Raw genomic sequence first — 20,270 nt, 5'->3', positions numbered from 1 at the left:
GCCGCTGCCGGCTAGCGCCGGCGCGCGGCCTTCGCACGCTCCCGGAGTGTCCGGGCAGGGCCGGAATTGAGCTGCCAGTCCAGCGGGGAGATCACGTCCGGCCATTCGCCGATGGTCTGGAATACGGCATCGCGTGTCGCGAGGTTGCGCGCGTAAACGGGGCCGGCCCTGTCCGGCGGCAGGCCCTCGGCCCGTGCCCATTCGGCGGCGTTGCCGGCATCGTCCAGTTCCTGGAATGCGAACCCGCACAGTACGGCCAGCAACAACGGATCGCCGGTGGCGGTGTCCCCGTATTCGTCGAACACGGTCAGGCGGCTGTCTCCGTAGGGATCGGAGAGCAGGATGTCGACGGCCGCGAACCCCTCCAGACCCGTATCCGCCGGGCGCACGGCCAGAACGAGGCTGTGGCGGAGGAGGAAGTTTTCGAGTTCGGCGATTGCACTGTCGGGCATGGGCCACCCTGCCAATGGCCCCAGTCTGCCATGAACGTCCGGCGGGGAAAAACCCGGCCCTTGTCGACAGCCGGCAAGGTGTTGCCTAGTCTTTCGCCCAATAGCCGGCCCCGGGCAAAGCGGGACCGGCAGGGGAGGGACACATCATGAAAATCGCATTCGCCCTGTGCGCGGTGTCGCTGGCCGCTGCGCCCGCTTGGGGACAGGCCGGGAACGAGGGGCCTCAAACCCTGGCTCTGGAAGATTATCTGGACTGGGAGGAGGCCGGCTCACCGCAGATCTCGCCCGATGGCGAACGCATTGTCTATACACGCCGCCGGGTCGACGCGATGGCCGACCGCTGGGCCAGCGAGTTATGGATCATGGACGCCGATGGCGGCCGGCATCGTTTCCTGACCGAGGGCAGTGCCGTACGGTGGTCGCCGGAGGGCGACCGGATCGCATTTCTGCGGCCGGTCGATGAGCGCCCTCAGCTTTTCACGCGCTGGATGGATGCATCCGGTGCCGAAAGCCAGATCACGCACACCGATGTGAAGATCAGGAGTTTCGACTGGGCCCCGGACGGCCGTCGAATCGCCTTTCTCGGCGAGGTCCCCTTCGAGCCGCCGCTGACCATCTCGCTGCCGTCACGGCCGGAAGGCGCGGACTGGACGCCGGATCCCTTCGTGACCGACCGGCTGAATTATCGCGTCGACCGGCAAGGCGCGCGAACCGGCCATGATCATCTTTTCGTCACACCGGCAGACGGCGGCACGCCGCGTCAGCTCACCGAAGGGGAATGGGACGCCACGCTGCGCTTTTCCGGTGTGGGATCGGGTGGTTTCGACTGGACGCCCGATGGCCGTTACATTGTCTTCGACGGCAACCGCGAGCCCGACCCGACCGGCGATGACCGGGTCTCGGCCATTCATCGCGTGTCGGTGGAGACCGGCGAGATCACGACACTCGTCGATGACGGCGGCTTCTGGGGCAATCCCGCCGTTTCGCCCGATGGCCGCCATATTGCCTATGTGGGCCATGAGCCCGAAGCGGTAAACTATCCCGCCAATTCGCTGAACATTGTCTCGGCCGACGGATCGGATATCCGTATCCTGCGCGACGATCTGCCCGACACGCCGGGGACCCTGATCTGGGCCGGTAATAGCCGCGGGCTTTACTATTCGATGAATTACCGCGGCTCGACCCAGCTGGCCTATACCGGTCTCAATGGCGATACGCGCACGCTGACCGAAGGCGGGCACCGCTTCTATCTGGCTTCGATGAGTGATGGCGGGGAGGCGGCAGGGACGCTGAGCTCGCCGGTCAATACGGGCAATGTTGCCCTGGTCGGACGCCGGGGCCGGCTGAGCACCCTGACCGACCTCAACGGAGACATTCTCGACGGTGTCACGCTGGGGCGCGTCGAGGAGATCAACTACACGTCGCCCGACGGTACGCCGGTTCAGGGCTGGGTCGTCTACCCGCCGGATTTCGATCCCGGGGAGAGCTATCCGCTCATGCTGCACATCCATGGCGGCCCGCACGCCATGTACGGGGTGAATTTCAACTTCCGTTTTCAGGAATGGGCGTCGCAGGGCTATGTCGTCGTGTTCACCAATCCGCGCGGTTCGACGGGCTACACCCCGGAATTCGCCAACGCCATCGACAATGCCTATCCCGGACGCGCCGACCTGGAAGACCTGCTCGCCGGGGTCGACACGGTTGTCGCGCGCGGCTTCATCGACGAGGCGCGCATGTATGTGACCGGCTGTTCCGGCGGAGGAGTTCTCACGGCGTGGGTCGTGGCGCATACCGACCGGTTCGCGGCGGCGGCCTCCCTGTGTCCGGTGATCAACTGGATCAGCTTTGCCGGTCAGGCCGATATTTCGGCATGGAGCTTCAACCGGTTCCGCCCGAACTACTGGGAAGATCCCACCAACTGGCTCGAGCATTCGCCGATCATGCATGCCCACAACATCACGACGCCGACCCTGTTGATGACGGGAGCGGAGGATTTGCGCACACCGTTGGCCCAGGCCGAGGAACTGTACGCCAATCTGGTTCGGCGCGGTGTGCCGTCGGTCCTGATCTCCATGAACCGGGAGTATCACGGTACCTGGAGCGTCCCGTCGAACATGCTGAGAACGCAGCTTTATCTGCGCGAATGGTTCGAACGCTATCCCGGCAAGGAGGATGGGGACTCCGGCGGCAGCGAGGGTGCGTCCGACGGGTAGGGCCGCACCGCCAATGCCGACAGCCTACGCTGCCATGTCCCGGCGCATGCGCCAGAAGCGCATGGCCCGGGCGGCGTCGTTGGGAGTGATGGAGTCATAGAGCGTGCCGAGTTCCTTGGCGTCGCGGAAGGCGCTGGCGTCCGAGGTGTTTCGCAGCACGGCGAGGGTGACAAACAGGGCCTTGTCGAAATCGGCTGCACGGCAGATCAGGGCGAGGGGGTCAATACAGTCCTGCTCGATGGCGCGTTTCGCCGTGATGTAGTCAACGCCCGTCAGCTCGGCGAAGGCGACGTTGAACTTGACCATTTCGCGCTCCCGCAGGAGGCGCGCGAGCAGGCCGCCGTCGAGCCTCTTGCGCACCGCCATGGCGCTCACGAATTTCTCGGCTTCGGCAACGGCCTGGTCGTCGGCAACCCTTGCGGCGAGGCGGGTGCGGGATGCCTCCATGGCCTGTTCCAGCACTTTCGGATCGACACTGTCGAAACGTTCCATGATGCGGTCGCGCAGATGGTTCCCGACAGCCAGCATGAGGTCGGCAATGAGGTCGTTGGGCGTGTCGCCGCGCTCCACGAGCGGACCCTGCAAGGCCGGCGAGGTTTCTGCGCGCTCGGTGACGGTCTCGAAGGCTTCGCGCGAGAGTTTGGCACCTTCGTTTCCGATCAGGCTGGCGACCGTTTCGTCATTGCCCCGTCGCACGATGGTGTCGGAGAGGCGTTCGGAGACTTCGGAGCGGCGGCTGATGGCCTTGAGATGGGTCTGTCCGCCGGTCTCCGCGATCGAGACCAGGTCCTCGTCGGACAGGACCACGGAGCGGCTGAGGATGGGTGCGGCGACCTCGATTGCATCCCGGGCCAGTTGCAGCACCAGGCCCGGGGGTGCCATCGGGCTGTCGGCAAAGCGTTCGGCCAGTTCCTCGCGCGCCTCTTGGGCGCTCTGTACGGCGAGCGAGGACAGGACTTCGTCGAACTTGTTGGAGACGGCGCTGTTGCGGGCCGGCGTCTCCTCGAAGAAGAGATCGGTGACCTCGCGCAGCAAGGCGCGCCGGCGTTCGGAGGATTTTTCCCGTGCCAGGTCGACCAGATTGTTCAGCTTGCTGACGACGGCCATTGCCCGCTCCGCACCATCCCTTGGTGTTCGAACATGACCTCAGCGGGTAAAAAAAGCGTACGCGCCGTCGGTCAAATTGTTGGATATCGCGCTTATTTGTGCGGCTCTGTAAGTGTGGCACGCAGCGCATCAATTTCACGTTGTGTCGGCGGCCTGGTGGCCGCCTCCTCGATGTTCCGGACCAGCTCCACACCCAGGCCGGTGGTCTGGCCAGGCGCGCGGTATGGAGTCGGGGCCGAAGACAGAAGGGCGCACTGGGCGTCGGGGCCGTCGAGTCCCGGACGTGTCCAGACCCAGGAACGGCATTGCCGGTCCCTCGCGCACAGGGCGGCGCAGGCCTGTGCCGTGCCGCCATCCATCGGCGTTCTCTGATAGACCGCACCACGGCGTGCCCAGCCCTCCAGCCGGTCGCCGGCCACGGCCGGACCTTCGGCAGCAAGCACAGCAACGGCAACGATCGTGATGCGAAGGAAGGGGGCGCGGATTGGCATCTTCGGTCAGGCCGTCCCGTATCCGGCGGCAACCGGACGGCTCAGGGCCTGTGGCGAGAAGTCCCGGTTCCGGGCCAGTGCGCCGGCCACGGCGTCGGCCCGCATCGGGGGATCGATCAGATAGCCCTGGACGTGCCGGGCACCCATTCCGCGCAGGATGTGCAACTGGGCCTCGCTCTCGACCCCCTCGACGACACAGCCCAGCCCCAGTGTCCGGGACAGCGACAGCAGCGTGCGCACAATCTTGAAGGAGGAGGTCTCGGCCAGGATATCGGCAACGAAGGAATGGTCGATTTTCAACGTCGTGACCGGCAGCTGCTGCAGATACCGCAATGAGGAATAGCCCACGCCGAAATCGTCCAGGGCGACGCTGTGACCGGCCTGGCTGATACGGCCGATGGCGTGGCGAGCCTGTTTGAAATCCCCCATCATCGCGGTTTCCGTGATCTCGAACTCGATCCGGTCCGGGCGGATGCCGCTGGCGGCGACGGTTTTGAGGATGTCCTCGATGGCGTTGGGCGACATCAGGTCGTGCGTGGACAGGTTGAAAGAGAGGCGGATTTCCTCCGGCCATGCCGACATGGCATCCAGGGCCTTGCCCAGCAGGGTTCGGGTCAGCGGGCGGATCAGCCCGGCGCGCTCTGCCGCGGGAATGAAGACATCCGGGGTCACGGCGCCCAGCTCGGGCGAGTGCCATCGCGCCAGCGCTTCGAAGCCGGTGATACGCGATTTGACGACGTCGAACTGCGGCTGGAAATAGACCTCGAATTCGGCCTCCCGATCGCTGCGGCGAAGTGCCTTGTCGACCTGGCTGGACGCTGTCATTTCCTGTTCCAGGGCGGCGTTGAACAGGACGGCCTTGCCGCGTAGCGCCCGCTTGGCGAAGTAAAGCGCATGGTCGGCGCGTTCCATCAGGTCTTGCACGCTCAATTCGGGATCCTTGCAGATCAGCAGGCCCACAGACCCGCCTGCCTTGCAGGTGTAGGGGCCAAGCGCATAGGGCTCGGCGAGGCTGGACTCGACGCGCTGGCCCAGGGACAGTGCGGTCTCGGCGGTGCAGGGATCGATGCACGCCAGAAGGGCGAATTCGTCGCCGCCCAGGCGCGCCGGCATGGCGTCCTTGCCACCGGCCACCGTCAGGCGTTCGGCGACGGTCTCGAGCATCTCGTCCCCGGCAGCATGGCCGTACGTGTCGTTTATCGGCTTGAAACCGTCCAGGTCGACCAGGGCCAGGACAAAGGGCTCGCCATGTTCACGCAGGCGCTCCATCCGCTCGTTGAGCGCCAGAAAGAAGCTGCGCCGATTGGGTAGTCCGGTCAACGCGTCGCATTCGGCCAGATGTTTGGCTTCGCGTGCAAGCGCCTCGGCGGTCTCGCGGTCCCGCACCGCTTCGAGACGGGCTTTCACGGCGTTGAGGACGGCGGTTCGGATGATCAGGGCAACGGAAATGCCGGCGACAACGCCCGACACCCCTGTCCAAATATAGTCGGCTAGCTGAGCGGGCAGGTTCTGATGGACCTGAGCGATGAGGCTGGCGAAACACAGGATCACCGCCACCGCAGCCGTCCGTCTGCGCGGCAGGATCGCCGCGAAGATCGGCATCATCAAAATGGCGTAGATCAGGTTCTCCGTCTCGAAATACAGCGATTGCTGGAGGTTCGAATTGACGAACAGGGTGAGGCACAGAATGCCGCCGCTGATTTCCAGCTGGCGGGCGTTTTGCGGACGGCGCAGGTGACGCATGACACCCAGGCTGACAAGCGAGGCCAGGCTGACCGCGATCAGCATGACACCGTGGTGGCTGTCGCCGGGGAAGATCAGCCGGGTGGTCAGGTCGAACAGGAAATATCCCAGCACCGCGACTGCTGCTCCGCGCACTATCGGCTGATAGGCGATCGTGATCTCGTCGCCCCTTACGGAGTCGCCGGTTGGCGTGCCCATGCCGTCCGGCGATGTGTCGGATGTTTGGTGCAGTTGCATGCAACGGATACCCTTGGTTGCCTGCACGATACAATGGCCGTCGTTAAATCGCGGATAAGTGGTTCGGTAAAATTCGAACGATCGGCGGATTTTTTGCCCGGAAGAAGACAGCGCCTCCGATTGAATTCCCGCCTCCACAGAGCTAGGAGCAGGACGCTACGGGGCGGCGCCGTCCCGGATTGCACCGGAGGGGACAGGTGAAATCGTTCGTCGAAAGCGCGCCGTTTCGCAATTTCATCATGACGCTGATCGTGATCAATGCGATCACGCTGGGGCTGGAAACCTACCCTTATGAGGGCGAGTGGTTCACGACCTGGCTGCCGATGCTCGATACGGTCATCGTCGGCATCTTCGTCGTGGAAATCCTGCTGAAACTCGTCGTCTACCGCCATCGTTTCTTCCTTTCGGGCTGGAACTGGTTCGATCTGGGCGTGATCGTGATTTCCATCCTGCCGACGGCGGGCGGGTTTTCGGTCCTGCGTGCGCTGCGCATCGTGCGCGCCTTCCGCCTCTTCTCGGTGATGCCGGACCTGCGCAAGGTGGTCGAGGCGTTGTTGCGCGCCATCCCCGGCAGGGGGGCGGTGATCGCCGTTCTGGGCCTGATGTTCTACGTCTCCGCGGTGATGGCGACCAAGCTTTATGGCGACGCCGTGCCGGAGCGGTTCGGCACGCTGGCCGACAGTGCCTTTTCCCTCTTCCAGGTCATGACGCTGGAGGGCTGGGCATCGGATGTGGCAATACCGGTGATGGAGACCCATCCCTGGGCCTGGATTTTCTTTGTTGTCTTTATCGTGCTGACCAGTTTCGCCGTGCTGAACCTGTTTATCGCCATCATCGTGGACAGCCTGCAGGCCAAGCATTTCGATGACGAGGAGGCGCGCGACGCCGAAGCCGATGCCGATCGTGACCGGCTGCACCATGAAGTGGCTGAGCTGAAGTCGGAGATCGTTGAGCTGAAAGTGCTGCTTCAGCGTTCGCTGGGCGTGTCCTCGAGCAGTTCGGAAAACGCCGCCGACAAGTCGGAATAAAAGGCTGCCAGGCGCTCCTCCCGTTCCGAACGCGTGCGCGGGGCCGGCGCCGAGAGATCCCGTGCGGGCAGGCCCTGATGAACGCGGATCATGTAGCGGCGCCAGATCTCCGCGGGCAGGCCACCGCCGGTGACGTCCTGCATCGGGCTGTCGTCGTCGTTTCCGACCCAGACACCCGCCACATAGTCGGCCGTATAGCCCACGAACCAGGCGTCGCGGAAGGACTGGCTGGTGCCGGTCTTGCCGGCGGAGCGCCGGCCGGGCAGCGCCGCGCGGCGGCCGGTTCCGGTCAGCACCACATCCTGCAGCATGGTCGACATCGCCTGCGCCCGTTCCGCCGTCATCGCGCGCTGCGCGCCGATGCGTTGATGCTCGTAGAGCACGTCGCCGCGCGAATTGGTGATGGACTGGATGAAATAGGGTTCGCGGTAGGCCCCGTCATTGTTGAAGACCGAATAGGCAGCGGTGAGTTCGAGCAGGTTCACTTCCGCCGCGCCCAGCGCGATGGCCGGCAGTTCGGGCAGGTCGGAGCGAATGCCCAGCCGGTGCCCCATCTCCACGATCCGCCCGATCCCGATCTCGCTGGCGACCTGCACGGCGACCGTGTTGATCGAACGTTTCAGGGCGTCCTGCAGGGTGACCAGTCCGCGATAGCCGCCGCCGAAATTTTCCGGCGTCCAGCCTTCCAGATCGACCGGTTCGTCCCAGACCGCCGACGAGGGGTCGTAGCCGGCCTCCAGGGCGGCGGCGAAGACGATGGGCTTGAAGGCCGAGCCGGGCTGGCGCTGGGCCTGGATGGCGCGGTTGAACTGGCTGGCGGCATAATCCCGTCCGCCGGAAAAGGCGCGGATCGCCCCGTCCGGAGCGAGCAGCATGACGGCCGCCTCACCGGCGTTCACGGCTGTGCCCTGTTCGGCGAGCACGGTTTCCATGGTTTCCTGGGCGGCCCGCGTCAGTTCGGGATCGAGCGTAGTGCGAATGACGAGATCGGGCACGTCGCCCGACACCAGGCGTTCCGCCTCGGCCAGGGCAAAGTCGAAGGCGTGCCCCCAGTTCGACGTGGCGTTGGGATCGGACGTGTCGGCCACCGGTTCGGCCGGATCGGCCAGCGCTCCGGCGTGCTGGTCCGGCGTGATGTAGCCGGCCTCCTCCATCGCCGCCAGCACCTGGGCGGCGCGGGCTCGGGCCGCTTCGAGATTGGTGGTCGGGTCGAGCCGGCTGGGCGCCTTGGGCAGGGCGGCCAGCAAGGCGGCTTCGGCCAGGGTCAGCTCGGTGGCGGACTTGTCGAAATAGCGCCGGGCTGCAGCCTCGATCCCGTAGGCGCGGGCGCCGAGATAGATGCGGTTGAGATAGAGTTCCAGGATTTCCGTTTTGGTGAGATGGCGTTCCAGCGCGCGGGCCAGGCGCATTTCCTGCAGCTTGCGGCGCAGATGCCGGTCCGGCGTGAGGATGAGATTCTTGACCAGCTGCATCGTGATGGTCGATCCGCCCTGGACCAGTTCGCCGGCCCGGACATTCCGCCAGACCGCGCGCACGACCCCGCGGAAATCCACGCCGGAATGTTCGTAGAAGCGCTGGTCCTCGATCGCCAGGAAGGCTTGCGGCACGTGTTCGGGCAGGCTGTCCAGCGCAACGGCCCGGGCATAGAGCGGACCGCGCACGGCAAGGACATGGCCATTGCGGTCCTGCAGCGTCACCGCGGGTTCGCGCCGCACGCTCCACAATTCGCCGGCACCGGTGGGAACGGGCGGCAGGTCGTGAAAGGCCCAGTGCCAGACGCTGCCGATGGAGACGACGGCGATCAGGAGCACCACGCCCAGGCTTGCGCCGAGGATGGTGCGGGTCCGGCGTTCGCGGCGATCGCGTTCCATCATGTGATCCGCGCGAAACGGCTCCTGATACATGCTATAGCCACCCCCAATGGCCGAACCGGTGGGCAAACCCCAGTCTAAAGCCTCTCAATAACGGCGGAATTCAGGCGAGGATCATGCCGCAGCCTTTCTGGAAAATGAAATCCCTGGCCGAGATGACGCCGCAGGAATGGGAAGCCCTGTGCGACCATTGCGGAAAGTGTTGCCTGATCAAGCTGGAGGACGAGGATACGGGGCTGCGCCTGGAAACAGACATCGCCTGCAAGCTGTATGATTGCGATAAGGGATGCTGCAGCGACTATACCAACCGCAAGCGGCATGTGCCGGACTGCGTGGTACTGACGCCCGAGGCCATCCACCAGCTGGACTGGATACCGAAGACCTGCGCCTACCGTCTCGTGGCCGAAGGCAGGGACCTCTACGACTGGCATCCGTTGAAGACCGGCGATCCCGACTCCACCCGCAAGGCCGGGATGAGCGTGGCCGGACAGGTGACGTCGGAAGACGCCTTCACCACCATCGACTGGGACAGGCATATCGTGGAGTGGCCCGGTGAAGAGGACTGATCTCTCCTACCTTCGACCGCCGGCGAGCCTGGCCGCTTCGGGCCGCGCTCGCAGCCGGCCCATGGCCCAGACGCCCAGGAAGGGGCCGATGGCCAGCGGCGCGAAGGCCCATTGCCACCCGGCCCAGCCAATCCAGAACGGCAGCAGCTGAACCATGATCGCGGTGAGGGCAAAGCCCAGCGCAGTCTGCAGGGTGAGCAGCGTCCCGGTGCGTTCGGGCGGAGCCAGCTCGGCAATTGCGGCGGAGAATTGCGCGCTGTCGGCAATGATCGCCATGCCCCAGATCAAAAGGACGGTGAGCATCAGCCAGGGCGGAAGGCCGAAAACCAGGCCCGCCGCCAGGGCACAGCTGCCGGAAACGGCCATCGCGGCCATGGTCACCGCCGTGCGGCCCAGCCGGTCGGCCAGCAATCCGGCGGCCAGGCAGGCGATGGCTCCCGCCGCGACGACGGCAAAGGCGGTCAGGTCGGCGGCAAGGGGCGACCCGTTGCGCGCCGACCAGTAGGCGTGGGCGAACGGGGCGATCCAGGCCCACATCGCGTAGAGCTCCCACATGTGGCCGAGATAGCCCAGATTGGCCAGGCGAAGGGCCGGATCGCGAAAGGCGAGGAGGGCCGCGCCGGGCCGGAAGGGAGGCGCCGGACGCAGACCCGGCCCGCCGGCGGCCAGCAGGATCAGCCCTGAGGCTGCCAGCGCGGCCAGGGCGGAGACGAGAAAAGGCATCTGCCAGCCCGGGCCGGTTTCGGCAAGATTGAAGGCAAAGGGCAGGGCCGAGCCCAGGGTCAGCGCGCCGACCAGCAGGCCGACCAGAAAGCCCGTATCGCCGCGCGCCCAGCTGGCTGCCAGCTTCATGCCGACGGGATAGGCCAGCGCCAGTGCGGCCCCGGCTGCAAAGCGCGTGGCGATCATGGCGGCCGAACCGGGCTCCAGCGCCAGCGCGGCGATATTGGCCAGCGCGGCGATGACGGCGCCACAGGCAAAGACGCGGCGCGGATCGATCCGGTCTGGCAATCCATAGATTGCGCTGGCCAGGGCACCGGCGACAAAGCCGATCTGCACCGCACTCGTCAGCGCTGCCTGCCGCGCCGGCGATAGGTCGCCCGCGGCGATCAGGCCGGGCAATGCTGCAGCGCCGGCGAACCAGACAGACAGGGCGAGAACCTGCGCCAGGGCGATGAAAAGAAGGGCGCGTGCCTTGCCGGCGAACGGATCGCCCGTGTTCATCGCGCGGCGGGTTTGACGCGGCGGACCTGGCAGGTGGAACTGGCCTTGGCCGCGATCTCGCCGGTCGGTGTCCAGATCGTGCCTTCCATGAAAGCCACCCGTCCGCCGATCCGCAGCGCCTGTCCGCGGGCGCGGCAGGGTTCGACCGGCAGGGGGTTGAAGAAGCTGGTCTTGATTTCCAGCGTCGGCACGCCGCAGGTAAAGCGTTCGGCAACGAGCACCGACAGCGACATCACCTCGTCCAGCATGGCCGTCACGATACCGCCCTGCACACTGCCGCGCAGATTGGCCAGTTGGCCGGTCGGGTGGAAGTCGGCTTCCAGCCAGCGTTCCTCGATCGAGAAATCCCTGAGGCTGAAACCGAGAAGTCTGGAGGCGTGAGGGTGATTGGCCCGCTGGCCCAGATGTGCGCGGATCTGGGCCGCATCCAGCGGTTCCGGCGGGGCGCCGCCGGCTAGGTCCGGTGCGACGAGGCCCGGAACCTTCATTACTTTTTGCGGAAACTGTCGAGTGACACGACCTGCGCGCCATCGCCGGATTTCGGCTTGACCTTACCGGCCGGGGCTTTTCCGCCGGCCGCCGCCTTAGGCTCGTCATCGTCCGGGCCGGTCTGGGCGGCCTCGGCATCCGGCTCCTGTTCGAACTGCAGATGGAAGCCGACCGAGGGGTCGTGGAAGCGCGAGATCGCCGAATAGGGCATTTTCAGATATTTCGGGACGCCGGAAAACTTCAGCGTCACTTCGAACCCGGTTTCGGTCACGTCGAGGTCCCAGAACTGGTGTTCCAGGACAATGGTCATTTCCTCGGGGTATTTTTCCAGCAGGCTGGGATCGATATCGACGCCTGGTGCCCGGGTGCGGAAAGTGATGTAGAAATGATGCTGACCGGGCAGCCCCTCGGGGCCGCCAGCCTTGAGCAGAGCCTGACGGACCACCCCGCGAAGAGCGTCCTGCGCCATTAAATCGTAGCGCATCAGGTCCTTAGCCATCTTGCATTCCCCCGGGTCTCCCGATTTGAGGGTACTCCAAGCCTAGGCAAGGTCAACGCATATCGGCTGCTGATCTGCAGAAGCGGTATCGTGACGTGAATCCCGGCTTAACCGTACGTGTGCAAGGCGAATTATCCCGTGTCCTTGTGCCCGGGGGGGACCTTGTCCGCCGGCACGACGGGCGTGGTTTCGCGATATGCCGCGCCGATGGCGGGGCAGGTCGGCGAATAGGCTTCGGGGCAATCCGGGCTGCAGGACAGGCCGCGCACCTGGCATCGCGTCGGATTGCGGCGCAGCCAGGCGAGGGCGGGTGTCGTGCCGGAAAAGGTCGCAACCTGATAGCCGGCCGCGGCAAGCCGGGACAGGAATTCGGCCGCGCCGCCGGAGAACTCCGTCTTGTGGATCACTGCCAGTGCGGTGCGCGCCGGAATGAAGCGAAGGAAGAATTCGGCGAGATTGTCGGCCCGTCCGCCATCGGCAAAGCTGGCCCGGCCATCGAGCCGGATCAGATAGTTGACCGGCCGGGAAGAGAGGTTCAGCTCGGACAGGGTTTCGACGGCATCCAGAAGGGCGAGCCAGCTGCTGCCGGACATGACGGTCAGCGACAGAACATCCTGTCCAATCCATTCGATTTGCGGTGTGGGTTTGCGCATACGCTCACTCTAGGCTGCCGGGAAAAACGGCACACGTTTAGCGTATACGCTGCGCCGGCATCGGCGACCAGAGGGTGCCGGCGTTCTATTTTATTCAGGGTACGGCGGAATTTCTGCCGGCGTTTTGCGGCAGATCAAAGTGGAGGCTTCTGTTGCCAGGCGCCTCCGAGCCCCGCCTGAACCGGCTAAAGGGTCCAGGAGTTTAAAGCGAGATTACCCGCACCGCATTACGCGGCGAGAGCGGTCTCTTCAGCAAAGTTGTCGTTGGCAACTTTCATAACGAGCCTGTAACGGGCCTCACCCGGGCGAAAGCAATCCCCTTTACCCGTCCGTCGATCCTGTTTCGGCCCCAAGCATGTCTGCCAACGCAGAGCAGTTATGGTGGAGCCGCCGGGTACTGCCCCCGGGTCCGGTCCGGTTATTACGAGCGCGTTTATCGCCATAGCTGGCAAGCCAGCAACCTCAATATAGGCGATCGTCCCGCCAAGATGAAGGGGGCGCACCAGTCCGGCCGGTCACATCAGGGGGCGCAGAATGAGTAGAATGGACGCGACGATCAGTCCGGCCAGATAGCCCACATAGAGCAGGGGAACGCGGGGCCGCGTAATACCAGCAGGACCGATAGAAGGCGCGACAGCCGACCCGGGCACTTCAGACACGGCCTGCGCAGCCATCAGCGTCAAGGATGTGTGGGGCCGGGTCATCCCGTTCGCGTCGTTCTCCCGAAGTCGCGCGGTGCTATCCGGGGGCATCCATTGCAGATGTGTGGCTTGATCGGGGTTCGGTGGGGCCCGGATTTCCGCCCGGCCTTCGCCGGGCTGCGTCCGGGAGAAATGGGAGAGACGCGCCCGACCGGCCCGCCGCTATAGCACCGGCAGCAAGATTAGCAAGGTGGCCGCCAGGACGAGGCCGGTGACGTAGCCTATGTACAGGACGGGCAGGCGCAGGCTGGCGCCGTACCAGCTGGAGCCATAGAAGGCGCGGTCGGCTCGCCATGCCTGGACCAGGCTGGCCAGGTTGGCCAGTACCGCGATGGCAATGGCCGAGCCGGGCAGGGCGTTGAGCAGGTGGGCGCCCAGCAGTGCGGCGGCCACGACCGGCAGCAGGGCGGCGTGGAAATACAGCGCATAGATGATGTGTTCGATGATCCGTGTGCGCGGGTGCAGCATGAGATTGAAGAGCGCGAAGACGGCCAGCATCAGGATCAGTGCCTGACCCGTTGCGGCCGAGGTGCGGGTCTCAAAGCCCTGCGGATCGGTGAGCGCGGCGCGATCCAGCTCGGCCGGCAGGCCCGCCGAGCGCATCAGCGTGTCCAGGCATTGGGCATCTTCGGGCGACAATTCCCGCCCTTCCGGTGTGGGCGTGAACTGGAACAGGGTGATCAGGACACTCGTGTCCTGGGCCAGGCGCAGGGCGCCGTTCTCGGCCAGCTCGTCCGGACCGGGCGCGACACCGCACAGCTGCGGGGGCGGGTTGCCGGCCCGGGCCGCCTCGGCGATCGCCTGATCGAGCCGGTCGCGGCGCTGTTGCACGACCTCGGCATCCTGGGCGCGCACGGTCTGGGCATCCGGTGTGATGGTGACCGCCAGCACGCGTACGCCGGCCAGCGCCATCAAGGAGAAGAAGGCCAGGCTGATGACCAGGTAAAGTCGGATCGGCTGGGTCCAGCGGGCGCGCTGGCCGTTGGCATAGGCCCGGGCGAGGGCGCCGGGATTGGCGAACAAGCGCCGCAGCGTGCGCCAGATCCGCCCGTCCCAGACAAAGGCGTCGCCGACGAAATCGGTGAACAGGGTGCGTACCGGCTGGCGGATATCCTGGTCCGACTGTCCGCACTGCCCGCAGAACGGTCCGGATAGCGCGGCCCCGCAATCGGCGCAGCGGGATTGGTTCGGCGTGTCCGTCATGAAGCCCCCTGGGAATCGACATCTCACTATAGGTGAGAATGGCGGGGGAGGCAGGCGGTGGGATTCCGGAGCTGGCAGCAGGCTATTTCCTCAGAAGGATACAGTGCGCCGGGCTATCGAGCGAACGCGCGACTTTGCCCGGGCGTGTCGGTACGATCCGGGACTACCTGCTGCAGATGTGTGGCTTGATCGGGGTTCGGTAGGTCCCGGATTTCCGCCCGGCCTTCGCCGGGTTGCGATCGGAAAGAATGGAGAGAAAGGGGCGACGGCCCCCTTCGGCTTTGCCCTTGGCAAAGCTTCTTCCCCCGCCATGCGGGGGAAGAAAGAGTGCCGGGCGCAGCTTCGTCAGCCCATGCAGAACACATTCAGCTTGTTGCCGTCGGGGTCGCGGAAATAGCCGGCGTAGAAATTGTCGCCGCGCGGGCCGGCCGGGCCCTCGTCCTGGGCGCCCAGTTCGATGGCCAGCTTGTAGACCCGGTCCACCTGTTCGCGGTCCTTGGCCTGGAAGGCGGCCATGACGCCATTGCCGACGGTGGCCGTATTGCCGTCGAAGGGCTTGGTCAGCCCGATACCGCACCCGCCGTCCGGCCCCGCCCAGGCGATGAAGGTGTCCGCCTCCATGAAGCGGCCGGCGCCGAACTCGGCGCAGATCCTGTCGTAGAAGGCGGCGGCGCGGGGCAGGTCGTTCGTTCCCAGTGTCACATAACCGAGCATGGTTGAGGTCTCCGTATCTGTTCTTCAAATGTTCCGTCCGGTACGATATTGGAACGAGGCGGCAAGGCAAGCGGATACTGACCGAACCGGCCGGCAAAGTGGACACGGGGTGTGGATCATTCCTGCCACCGTGCTGTCCGCAGGCTGTCGCGGCCGGTGGCCGGGCCGGCCGTGCGTTTCCGGGAGCGGGTCAGCGCGCCTGGTGGCGGGCGACGATCGTGACGATCGCGATCGTGAAGCCATGGCCGGCCAGGCCGATCGTCCACCAGATCGCCGGCCATTTCATCACGAAGGTGCCCATGCCCAGGCTGATGCCCGCGAACACGACCATGCCCAGCAGATAGCCGGCGAGATTGATCCAGAAGGACAGGCGCAGACCGGCGCCTGCCTCCCTGTTCCGGCGCTGGACGATATCGGCGGCTTCCGCCTCCGGGTCGATACACAGGGCAATGGCCTCGACATTGAAGGCGGCCGCAAGTGCGGTGAGCGTGTCGCGCGAGGCCGGCTCGCCGGTCTCGATCCGCTGGACGGTTCGAAGGCCGATGCCGGCCAGGTGCGCCAGGTGTTCCTGGGACCAGTGGCGTTCTTCCCGCCAGCGCCTGATTTTGGATGCGTCTGCCTTGAATGCCATGATCGTCTCCTGTGTGCGGATAGTAGCCGGGCCGGCTCCAAAGGCCAGAACGGGCGCTGCGCCGCCACGCCGGTCGGGCGTCAGGGACCCGCCAGACGTGCGCCACACGCCCGTCAGACATGCGCCAGAGGCCCCGCCAGATCGCGTGAAGGGCGGGAGGGCCGGGTGCCGGGCCGCTGCTGCAGCCGGCTTGCCATCCGCCGAAGCGCAGGAAAGTCTTCGCGCCTGGCCGGTTATCCCCGGACGGCCGCAGCGGACAGGCTCCCGGTGGCGCCGGATACCGGTAGACTTGATGTTTGCGAATCATTCCGGTTGCGCTGACCGCAGGAGACCGCCATGGCCGATGTGGCCTATTCCGATAACCGGGCCGACGATGCAGGCCGCGCCGGCGAGGCCGGCTCCGCGGTCGAACTGGCCTATCTCGACCTGTTGCGCGACATTCTGGAGACCGGGGCGGAACAGAATGATCGCACGGGCGTGGGCACGCGTTCGGTCTTCGGCCGGCAACTCCGCTGCGACCTGTCGCAGGGCTTCCCGCTGCTGACCACGAAGAAGGTGCATTTCAAGTCGATCGCGATCGAGTTGTTGTGGTTCCTGCGTGGCGAGACGAATGTGCGCTGGCTGCAGGAACGTGGCGTGACGATCTGGAATGAGTGGGCCGACGAGAACGGCGATCTCGGTCCGGTCTACGGCAAGCAGTGGCGGCGCTGGGAAGGGCCCGACGGCACCGAGATCGACCAGTTGTCCAATATCCTGGAACAGATCCGCACGAACCCGTCCTCGCGCCGGCTGATCGTGTCGGGCTGGAATCCGGCCGACGTGCCCAACATGGCGCTGCCGCCCTGCCACACGCTGTACCAGTTCAATGTGGCGAACGGGAAACTGTCCTGCCAACTCTATCAGCGTTCGGCCGATATGTTCCTGGGCGTGCCGTTCAACATTGCATCCTACGCACTGCTGACCGCCATGGTGGCGCAGGTCTGCGGCCTGGAACCGGGCGAGTACATCCACACCTTCGGCGATGCGCACATCTATTCCAACCATATGGACCAGGTGCGCGAACAATTGTCGCGCACCCCGCGCGCCCTGCCGCGGCTGAGGCTCAATCCGGATGCGAAGGACCTGTTCGCCTTCGAGTACGAGGATATCGTGCTGGAGGGCTACGACCCGCATCCCCGCATCGCCGCACCGGTGGCGGTTTGACCCGCCCGCTCGGCGATCTTGCCGCGCGCATCGCGCAGGTGTCTGACATCTATGCCGGGCGCTATGGCATCGACCGGTCGGGCGACTGGCATCTGCTCAAACTGCAGGAAGAGGTCGGCGAGCTGACCCAGTCCTATCTGACCGCCAGCGGCCGTACGCGACGGCCCGCCGGCGATGAGGCGCGCACGGCCATGGCCCGGGAGATGGCCGACGTTCTGGGCATGCTGCTCCTGCTGGCGCGCGATGAAGGTGTGGACCTGGATGCGGCCGTACGCGAAAAATGGCTGAGCTGGCTCGACGAACCCGCAGACGCATGACCACTATCGTTCCGAAAATCTGCCTGATCGCCGCGCGGGGCCGCAACAATGTCATCGGTGCAGACGGTGACCTGCCCTGGCGCCTGTCCTCCGACCTGCGGCGGTTCAAGGACCTGACGCGCGGCAAGCCGGTGATCATGGGCCGCAGGACCTGGGAAAGCCTGCCGCGCAAACCCTTGCCGGACCGGCTCAATATCGTGGTGACACGTCAGCCCGGCTATACCGCCCGGGGCGCCCGGGCCGTGGCCGATCTGGGTGCGGCGATGGATGCCGCCTTCATCCAGGCCAATACTGACCGGGTGGACGAGGTTTTCGTGATCGGCGGCGCCCAGATCTATGCCGGCACCCTGGCCCTGGCCGACCGGCTGTACCTGACCGAAGTCGACGCCGAACCGGCCGGCGAAACCCGTTTTCCCGACTTCGACGAAAGCGCCTGGACGGAGATCCTGCGCGAGGCCGTAACCGCCGGAGAGGGCGACGATCATGCCTTCGTCATGCGCTGTCTGGAGCGGGTCTGACGGCTCAGCGGGGGACGCGGCATCTGTCTGTCCCGCCCCTCATCCCCTTGAACCCCGCCGCGCTTAAGTTCATGTAGGGCGGCAAACCAGACGAGAGGATCGATCCGACCCATGCCGTGGAACGACAATCAGGGTGGCGGCGGCGGAGGCCCTTGGGGCTCCGGCGGCAACAACAACCAGAACCCGTGGGGCCGGCGCCCCCAGGGCGGCGGTGGCGGCGATGACGGCCCCGATCTCGACGAAGTCGTCCGCGACATGCAGCGCCGCCTGCGCGGCCTGTTCGGCGGCGGCCGCGGCGGCAATGGCGGTGGCGGCAAGAAGGGAGGCGGCGGTGCCAGCGCTTTCGGCCTCGGCTTCATTGTCGCGATCATCGCGGCGGTCTGGTTCGTCATGCCCGGTTCGGGCTGGTACCAGGTCGGTCCGAGCGAGGCCGGCGTCGTGCTGCGCTTCGGTGAATATTCCCGCACCACCTCGCCGGGCTTCCACTTCAAGCTGCCCACGCCGATCGAAACGGTGCTGCTGCCGGAAGTGACGACCACGAACACGATCCAGATCGGTCAGGGTCCGGAAGGCCAGATGCTGACCCGCGACGAGAATATCGTCGATATCGACTTCTCGGTGCAGTGGCGCGTCAATCTCGCCTATCCCGATGGTGTGCGCGACTATCTGTTCAATGTGCGCGACATCCAGGGCGCGGTTCGCGACGTGGCCGAAAGCGCCATGCGCGAAGTAATCGGCACATCCGACCTGCAATTCATCATCACGGAAGGCCGGGCCGAGGTCTCCAGCCGCACCCGCGAACTGCTGCAGCAGACCCTCGACGAATACGATGCCGGCGTGGAGATCCTGCAGGTCAACCTGCGCAACGCCCAGCCGCCCGAGCGCGTGATCGACGCCTTCCGCGATGTCGACGTGGCCGAGCAGGACGCCGAGCGGGCCCAGCTCAATGCCACCGCGCATGCCAACAGCGTGATCCCGGCGGCCCGCGGTGAGGCGGCCCAGCTTACCCAGCGCGCGCAAGCCTATCGCGACTCGGTGATCGCCCAGGCCCAGGGTGACGCCGACCGCTTCATCGCCATCTACCAGGAATATGCCCAGGCCCCCGACGTCACGCGCCGGCGCATGTATCTGGAAACCATGGAACGCGTCATCGGCCGTTCCGACATCACCATTCTCGACGGCGAGGCCGGGGCCGTGCCCTACCTCCCGCTCAACGAGCTCGGCCGCAACCGGGTGCGCAACACGCAAGGAGACGACCAATGATCCGCACGCTGGGAATCATCGTCCTGGTGGCCGCGCTCTTTGTCGGCCTCCAGAGCGTCTATACCGTCCGCGAAACCGAACAGGCGCTGGTGCTGCGCCTGGGCGAACCGGTCGATGCCGTGAACGAACGCGCCGATCCCGATCCGGGGCTGCACTTCAAGCTGCCCTTCGTCATGGACGTGTTGATGTTCGACAAGCGCAATATCGAACTCAATATGGACGCCGCCGAAATCCAGGCGTCCGACCAGGTGCGGCTGATCGTCGACGCCTTTCTGCGCTACCGCATTTCCGATCCGCTGCGCTTCTACCAGACCTTCCGCGACGAACGCGGGGCCCGGGTGCGTCTGCAGCAGATCATGGATGACAGCCTGCGTGGCGCGATCGCCTCGATCCCCTCCGGCGACGTTATCTCCGGCCAGCGTGCGGCCCTGATGGACCGGGTCCAGGATGCGGTCGAGGCCCAGGTGGTCAACGGCAATTTCGGCATCGAAGTCATCGATGTGCGGATCCTGCGCGCCGACCTGCCCCAGCAGATCGCCGACAATGTGTTCCAGCGCATGCGTTCGGAGCGTGAACAGGAAGCCGCGCGCATCCGCGCCGAAGGCGAGCAGCGGGCCACGGAGATCCGGGCCGATGCCGACCGCCAGGCCGCAATCATCCGTGCCGAGGCGCGCGCCGAGGCCGAGCGGATCCGCGGTACGGGCGATGCCCAGCGGAACGCCATCTATGCCGACGCCTATAATCGCGATGCCGAATTCTTCGGTTTCTACCGCTCCATGCAGGCCTATGAACAGGCTATCGTGGAAGGCACACCGATCGTGATTCCGCCGGACAGCGAGTTTTTCGATTACTTCCGGTCGGAAGCCGGCAACGAGTAAGTGTGGACAATCCTCATCGCCGGCGTCGGGGTGGCGATTGCGCTTGAAGGCGCGGCCTATGCCCTGGCGCCCGGCGCCATGAAAGGCATGATCGCCCGCATCGGCGAGATGAGCCCGGACCAGTTGCGGCTGGCCGGGCTCACGGCCTTGTGTCTCGGCGTGGGCCTGGTCTGGCTGGTGCTGCGCTAGACTGCGCCTGCATCGTTGCGGTTGCGGCCCCGCCCGGCGAAGCTGTATTCACGTGAACGAACTTCCTGTTCTTCTTCTGC

At 65.6% G+C, this 20,270-nt stretch carries 21 protein-coding genes and 1 other RNA gene; 9 read left to right on the top strand and 13 right to left on the bottom strand.

Annotation, left to right across the window (positions count from 1 at the left end):
- Positions 1-11: 11 nt before the first annotated feature.
- Positions 12-452, bottom strand: a complete 441-nt coding sequence (locus Q1U94_RS01910; protein ID WP_300541373.1) for a hypothetical protein — start codon at positions 450-452, stop codon at positions 12-14.
- A gap of 146 nt (positions 453-598) precedes the next feature.
- On the opposite strand from Q1U94_RS01910, the gene Q1U94_RS01905 reads away from it, so the two are divergent.
- Entirely contained in the window at positions 599-2,665 is a 2,067-nt protein-coding gene (locus Q1U94_RS01905) for a S9 family peptidase (protein ID WP_300541371.1), read from the top strand.
- Positions 2,666-2,689: 24 nt separating this feature from the next.
- Here Q1U94_RS01905 and Q1U94_RS01900 read toward each other — a convergent pair whose 3' ends face one another.
- The 3 genes from Q1U94_RS01900 to Q1U94_RS01890 all read right to left on the bottom strand — a co-directional run bounded on the left by Q1U94_RS01900 (position 2,690) and on the right by Q1U94_RS01890 (position 6,243).
- Positions 2,690-3,772, bottom strand: coding sequence for a DUF2336 domain-containing protein (locus Q1U94_RS01900; RefSeq protein WP_300541369.1), 1,083 nt, complete (start codon positions 3,770-3,772; stop codon positions 2,690-2,692).
- A gap of 92 nt (positions 3,773-3,864) precedes the next feature.
- Complete coding sequence (locus Q1U94_RS01895; RefSeq protein ID WP_300541367.1) at positions 3,865-4,263, bottom strand: PAN domain-containing protein; 399 nt, start codon at positions 4,261-4,263, stop codon at positions 3,865-3,867.
- Positions 4,264-4,269: 6 nt separating this feature from the next.
- Complete coding sequence (locus tag Q1U94_RS01890; RefSeq protein WP_300541365.1) at positions 4,270-6,243, bottom strand: EAL domain-containing protein; 1,974 nt, start codon at positions 6,241-6,243, stop codon at positions 4,270-4,272.
- Between the two features lie 197 nt (positions 6,244-6,440).
- Here Q1U94_RS01890 and Q1U94_RS01885 point away from each other — a divergent pair, with 197 nt between their 5' ends.
- Positions 6,441-7,271 carry an ion transporter gene (locus Q1U94_RS01885; protein WP_300541363.1) on the top strand — a complete coding sequence of 277 codons (831 nt, stop codon included), beginning with the start codon at positions 6,441-6,443 and terminating at the stop codon, positions 7,269-7,271.
- On the opposite strand, the gene Q1U94_RS01880 is transcribed toward Q1U94_RS01885, so the two are convergent.
- Complete coding sequence (locus Q1U94_RS01880) at positions 7,211-9,145, bottom strand: transglycosylase domain-containing protein (RefSeq protein WP_300541361.1); 1,935 nt, start codon at positions 9,143-9,145, stop codon at positions 7,211-7,213. The genes Q1U94_RS01885 and Q1U94_RS01880 overlap by 61 nt on opposite strands.
- A gap of 113 nt (positions 9,146-9,258) precedes the next feature.
- On the opposite strand from Q1U94_RS01880, the gene Q1U94_RS01875 reads away from it, so the two are divergent.
- Complete coding sequence (locus Q1U94_RS01875; protein ID WP_300541359.1) at positions 9,259-9,708, top strand: YcgN family cysteine cluster protein; 450 nt, start codon at positions 9,259-9,261, stop codon at positions 9,706-9,708.
- Between the two features lie 6 nt (positions 9,709-9,714).
- On the opposite strand, the gene Q1U94_RS01870 is transcribed toward Q1U94_RS01875, so the two are convergent.
- From Q1U94_RS01870 to Q1U94_RS01835, 8 genes are all read right to left on the bottom strand, one after another.
- The gene (locus Q1U94_RS01870) at positions 9,715-10,932 is read right to left on the bottom strand and encodes an MFS transporter (RefSeq protein ID WP_300541357.1); all 1,218 of its coding nucleotides are present in this window, start codon (positions 10,930-10,932) and stop codon (positions 9,715-9,717) included.
- Complete coding sequence (locus Q1U94_RS01865; RefSeq protein WP_300541355.1) at positions 10,929-11,420, bottom strand: PaaI family thioesterase; 492 nt, start codon at positions 11,418-11,420, stop codon at positions 10,929-10,931. Before Q1U94_RS01865 ends, Q1U94_RS01870 begins: the two co-directional genes overlap by 4 nt.
- Positions 11,420-11,920, bottom strand: a complete 501-nt coding sequence (locus Q1U94_RS01860; protein ID WP_300541353.1) for a ClpXP protease specificity-enhancing factor SspB — start codon at positions 11,918-11,920, stop codon at positions 11,420-11,422. Before Q1U94_RS01860 ends, Q1U94_RS01865 begins: the two co-directional genes overlap by 1 nt.
- 131 nt (positions 11,921-12,051) lie before the next feature.
- Positions 12,052-12,573, bottom strand: coding sequence for a hypothetical protein (locus Q1U94_RS01855; protein ID WP_300541351.1), 522 nt, complete (start codon positions 12,571-12,573; stop codon positions 12,052-12,054).
- Positions 12,574-12,711: 138 nt separating this feature from the next.
- Positions 12,712-13,070, bottom strand: a transfer-messenger RNA (tmRNA) gene (ssrA, locus tag Q1U94_RS01850).
- Between the two features lie 366 nt (positions 13,071-13,436).
- Positions 13,437-14,477 (bottom strand): DUF3667 domain-containing protein, encoded by a 1,041-nt coding sequence (locus Q1U94_RS01845; RefSeq protein ID WP_300541349.1) that lies wholly within the window; start codon positions 14,475-14,477, stop codon positions 13,437-13,439.
- 345 nt (positions 14,478-14,822) lie between these two features.
- On the bottom strand, positions 14,823-15,191 hold the full coding sequence (locus Q1U94_RS01840) for a VOC family protein (RefSeq protein ID WP_300541347.1): 369 nt from the start codon (positions 15,189-15,191) through the stop codon (positions 14,823-14,825).
- Positions 15,192-15,381: 190 nt separating this feature from the next.
- Positions 15,382-15,822: a helix-turn-helix transcriptional regulator gene (locus Q1U94_RS01835; RefSeq protein WP_300541345.1), complete on the bottom strand. Its 441-nt coding sequence runs from the start codon at positions 15,820-15,822 to the stop codon at positions 15,382-15,384.
- 336 nt (positions 15,823-16,158) lie between these two features.
- Here Q1U94_RS01835 and Q1U94_RS01830 point away from each other — a divergent pair, with 336 nt between their 5' ends.
- The 6 genes from Q1U94_RS01830 to Q1U94_RS01805 all read left to right on the top strand — a co-directional run bounded on the left by Q1U94_RS01830 (position 16,159) and on the right by Q1U94_RS01805 (position 20,190).
- Complete coding sequence (locus Q1U94_RS01830; RefSeq protein ID WP_300541343.1) at positions 16,159-17,025, top strand: thymidylate synthase; 867 nt, start codon at positions 16,159-16,161, stop codon at positions 17,023-17,025.
- The gene (locus Q1U94_RS01825) at positions 17,022-17,342 is read left to right on the top strand and encodes a phosphoribosyl-ATP pyrophosphohydrolase (RefSeq protein ID WP_300541341.1); all 321 of its coding nucleotides are present in this window, start codon (positions 17,022-17,024) and stop codon (positions 17,340-17,342) included. The genes Q1U94_RS01830 and Q1U94_RS01825 overlap by 4 nt, the downstream gene beginning before the upstream one ends.
- The gene (locus tag Q1U94_RS01820) at positions 17,339-17,860 is read left to right on the top strand and encodes a dihydrofolate reductase (protein ID WP_300541339.1); all 522 of its coding nucleotides are present in this window, start codon (positions 17,339-17,341) and stop codon (positions 17,858-17,860) included. The genes Q1U94_RS01825 and Q1U94_RS01820 overlap by 4 nt, the downstream gene beginning before the upstream one ends.
- 111 nt (positions 17,861-17,971) lie before the next feature.
- A complete protein-coding gene (hflK, locus tag Q1U94_RS01815) occupies positions 17,972-19,123 on the top strand; it encodes an FtsH protease activity modulator HflK (RefSeq protein WP_300541336.1) in 1,152 nt (383 codons plus the stop codon).
- Positions 19,120-20,001 carry a protease modulator HflC gene (locus tag Q1U94_RS01810; protein WP_300541335.1) on the top strand — a complete coding sequence of 294 codons (882 nt, stop codon included), beginning with the start codon at positions 19,120-19,122 and terminating at the stop codon, positions 19,999-20,001. The genes hflK and Q1U94_RS01810 overlap by 4 nt, the downstream gene beginning before the upstream one ends.
- A complete protein-coding gene (locus Q1U94_RS01805) occupies positions 20,002-20,190 on the top strand; it encodes a DUF2065 domain-containing protein (protein WP_300541334.1) in 189 nt (62 codons plus the stop codon). It abuts the gene before it with no gap.
- Positions 20,191-20,270: the final 80 nt, after the last annotated feature.

The organism is Maricaulis sp. (genome assembly GCF_030149515.1).
Lineage (GTDB): Bacteria > Pseudomonadota > Alphaproteobacteria > Caulobacterales > Maricaulaceae > Maricaulis.
This window is presented reverse-complemented; position numbering and strand designations above follow the sequence as displayed.

Excerpts from the sequence above, each read along its gene's own strand:
- Q1U94_RS01910 (WP_300541373.1), bottom strand. The coding sequence starts at position 452 with ATGCCCGACAGTGCAATCGCCGAACTCGAAAACTTCCTCCTCCGCCAC.
- Q1U94_RS01905 (WP_300541371.1), top strand. The coding sequence starts at position 599 with ATGAAAATCGCATTCGCCCTGTGCGCGGTGTCGCTGGCCGCTGCGCCC.
- Q1U94_RS01900 (WP_300541369.1), bottom strand. The coding sequence starts at position 3,772 with ATGGCCGTCGTCAGCAAGCTGAACAATCTGGTCGACCTGGCACGGGAA.
- Q1U94_RS01895 (WP_300541367.1), bottom strand. The coding sequence starts at position 4,263 with ATGCCAATCCGCGCCCCCTTCCTTCGCATCACGATCGTTGCCGTTGCT.
- Q1U94_RS01890 (WP_300541365.1), bottom strand. The coding sequence starts at position 6,243 with ATGCAACTGCACCAAACATCCGACACATCGCCGGACGGCATGGGCACG.
- Q1U94_RS01880 (WP_300541361.1), bottom strand. The coding sequence starts at position 9,145 with ATGATGGAACGCGATCGCCGCGAACGCCGGACCCGCACCATCCTCGGC.
- Q1U94_RS01875 (WP_300541359.1), top strand. The coding sequence starts at position 9,259 with ATGCCGCAGCCTTTCTGGAAAATGAAATCCCTGGCCGAGATGACGCCG.
- Q1U94_RS01870 (WP_300541357.1), bottom strand. The coding sequence starts at position 10,932 with ATGAACACGGGCGATCCGTTCGCCGGCAAGGCACGCGCCCTTCTTTTC.
- Q1U94_RS01865 (WP_300541355.1), bottom strand. The coding sequence starts at position 11,420 with ATGAAGGTTCCGGGCCTCGTCGCACCGGACCTAGCCGGCGGCGCCCCG.
- Q1U94_RS01860 (WP_300541353.1), bottom strand. The coding sequence starts at position 11,920 with ATGGCTAAGGACCTGATGCGCTACGATTTAATGGCGCAGGACGCTCTT.
- Q1U94_RS01855 (WP_300541351.1), bottom strand. The coding sequence starts at position 12,573 with ATGCGCAAACCCACACCGCAAATCGAATGGATTGGACAGGATGTTCTG.
- Q1U94_RS01845 (WP_300541349.1), bottom strand. The coding sequence starts at position 14,477 with ATGACGGACACGCCGAACCAATCCCGCTGCGCCGATTGCGGGGCCGCG.
- Q1U94_RS01840 (WP_300541347.1), bottom strand. The coding sequence starts at position 15,191 with ATGCTCGGTTATGTGACACTGGGAACGAACGACCTGCCCCGCGCCGCC.
- Q1U94_RS01835 (WP_300541345.1), bottom strand. The coding sequence starts at position 15,822 with ATGGCATTCAAGGCAGACGCATCCAAAATCAGGCGCTGGCGGGAAGAA.
- Q1U94_RS01830 (WP_300541343.1), top strand. The coding sequence starts at position 16,159 with ATGGCCGATGTGGCCTATTCCGATAACCGGGCCGACGATGCAGGCCGC.
- Q1U94_RS01820 (WP_300541339.1), top strand. The coding sequence starts at position 17,339 with ATGACCACTATCGTTCCGAAAATCTGCCTGATCGCCGCGCGGGGCCGC.
- hflK (WP_300541336.1), top strand. The coding sequence starts at position 17,972 with ATGCCGTGGAACGACAATCAGGGTGGCGGCGGCGGAGGCCCTTGGGGC.
- Q1U94_RS01810 (WP_300541335.1), top strand. The coding sequence starts at position 19,120 with ATGATCCGCACGCTGGGAATCATCGTCCTGGTGGCCGCGCTCTTTGTC.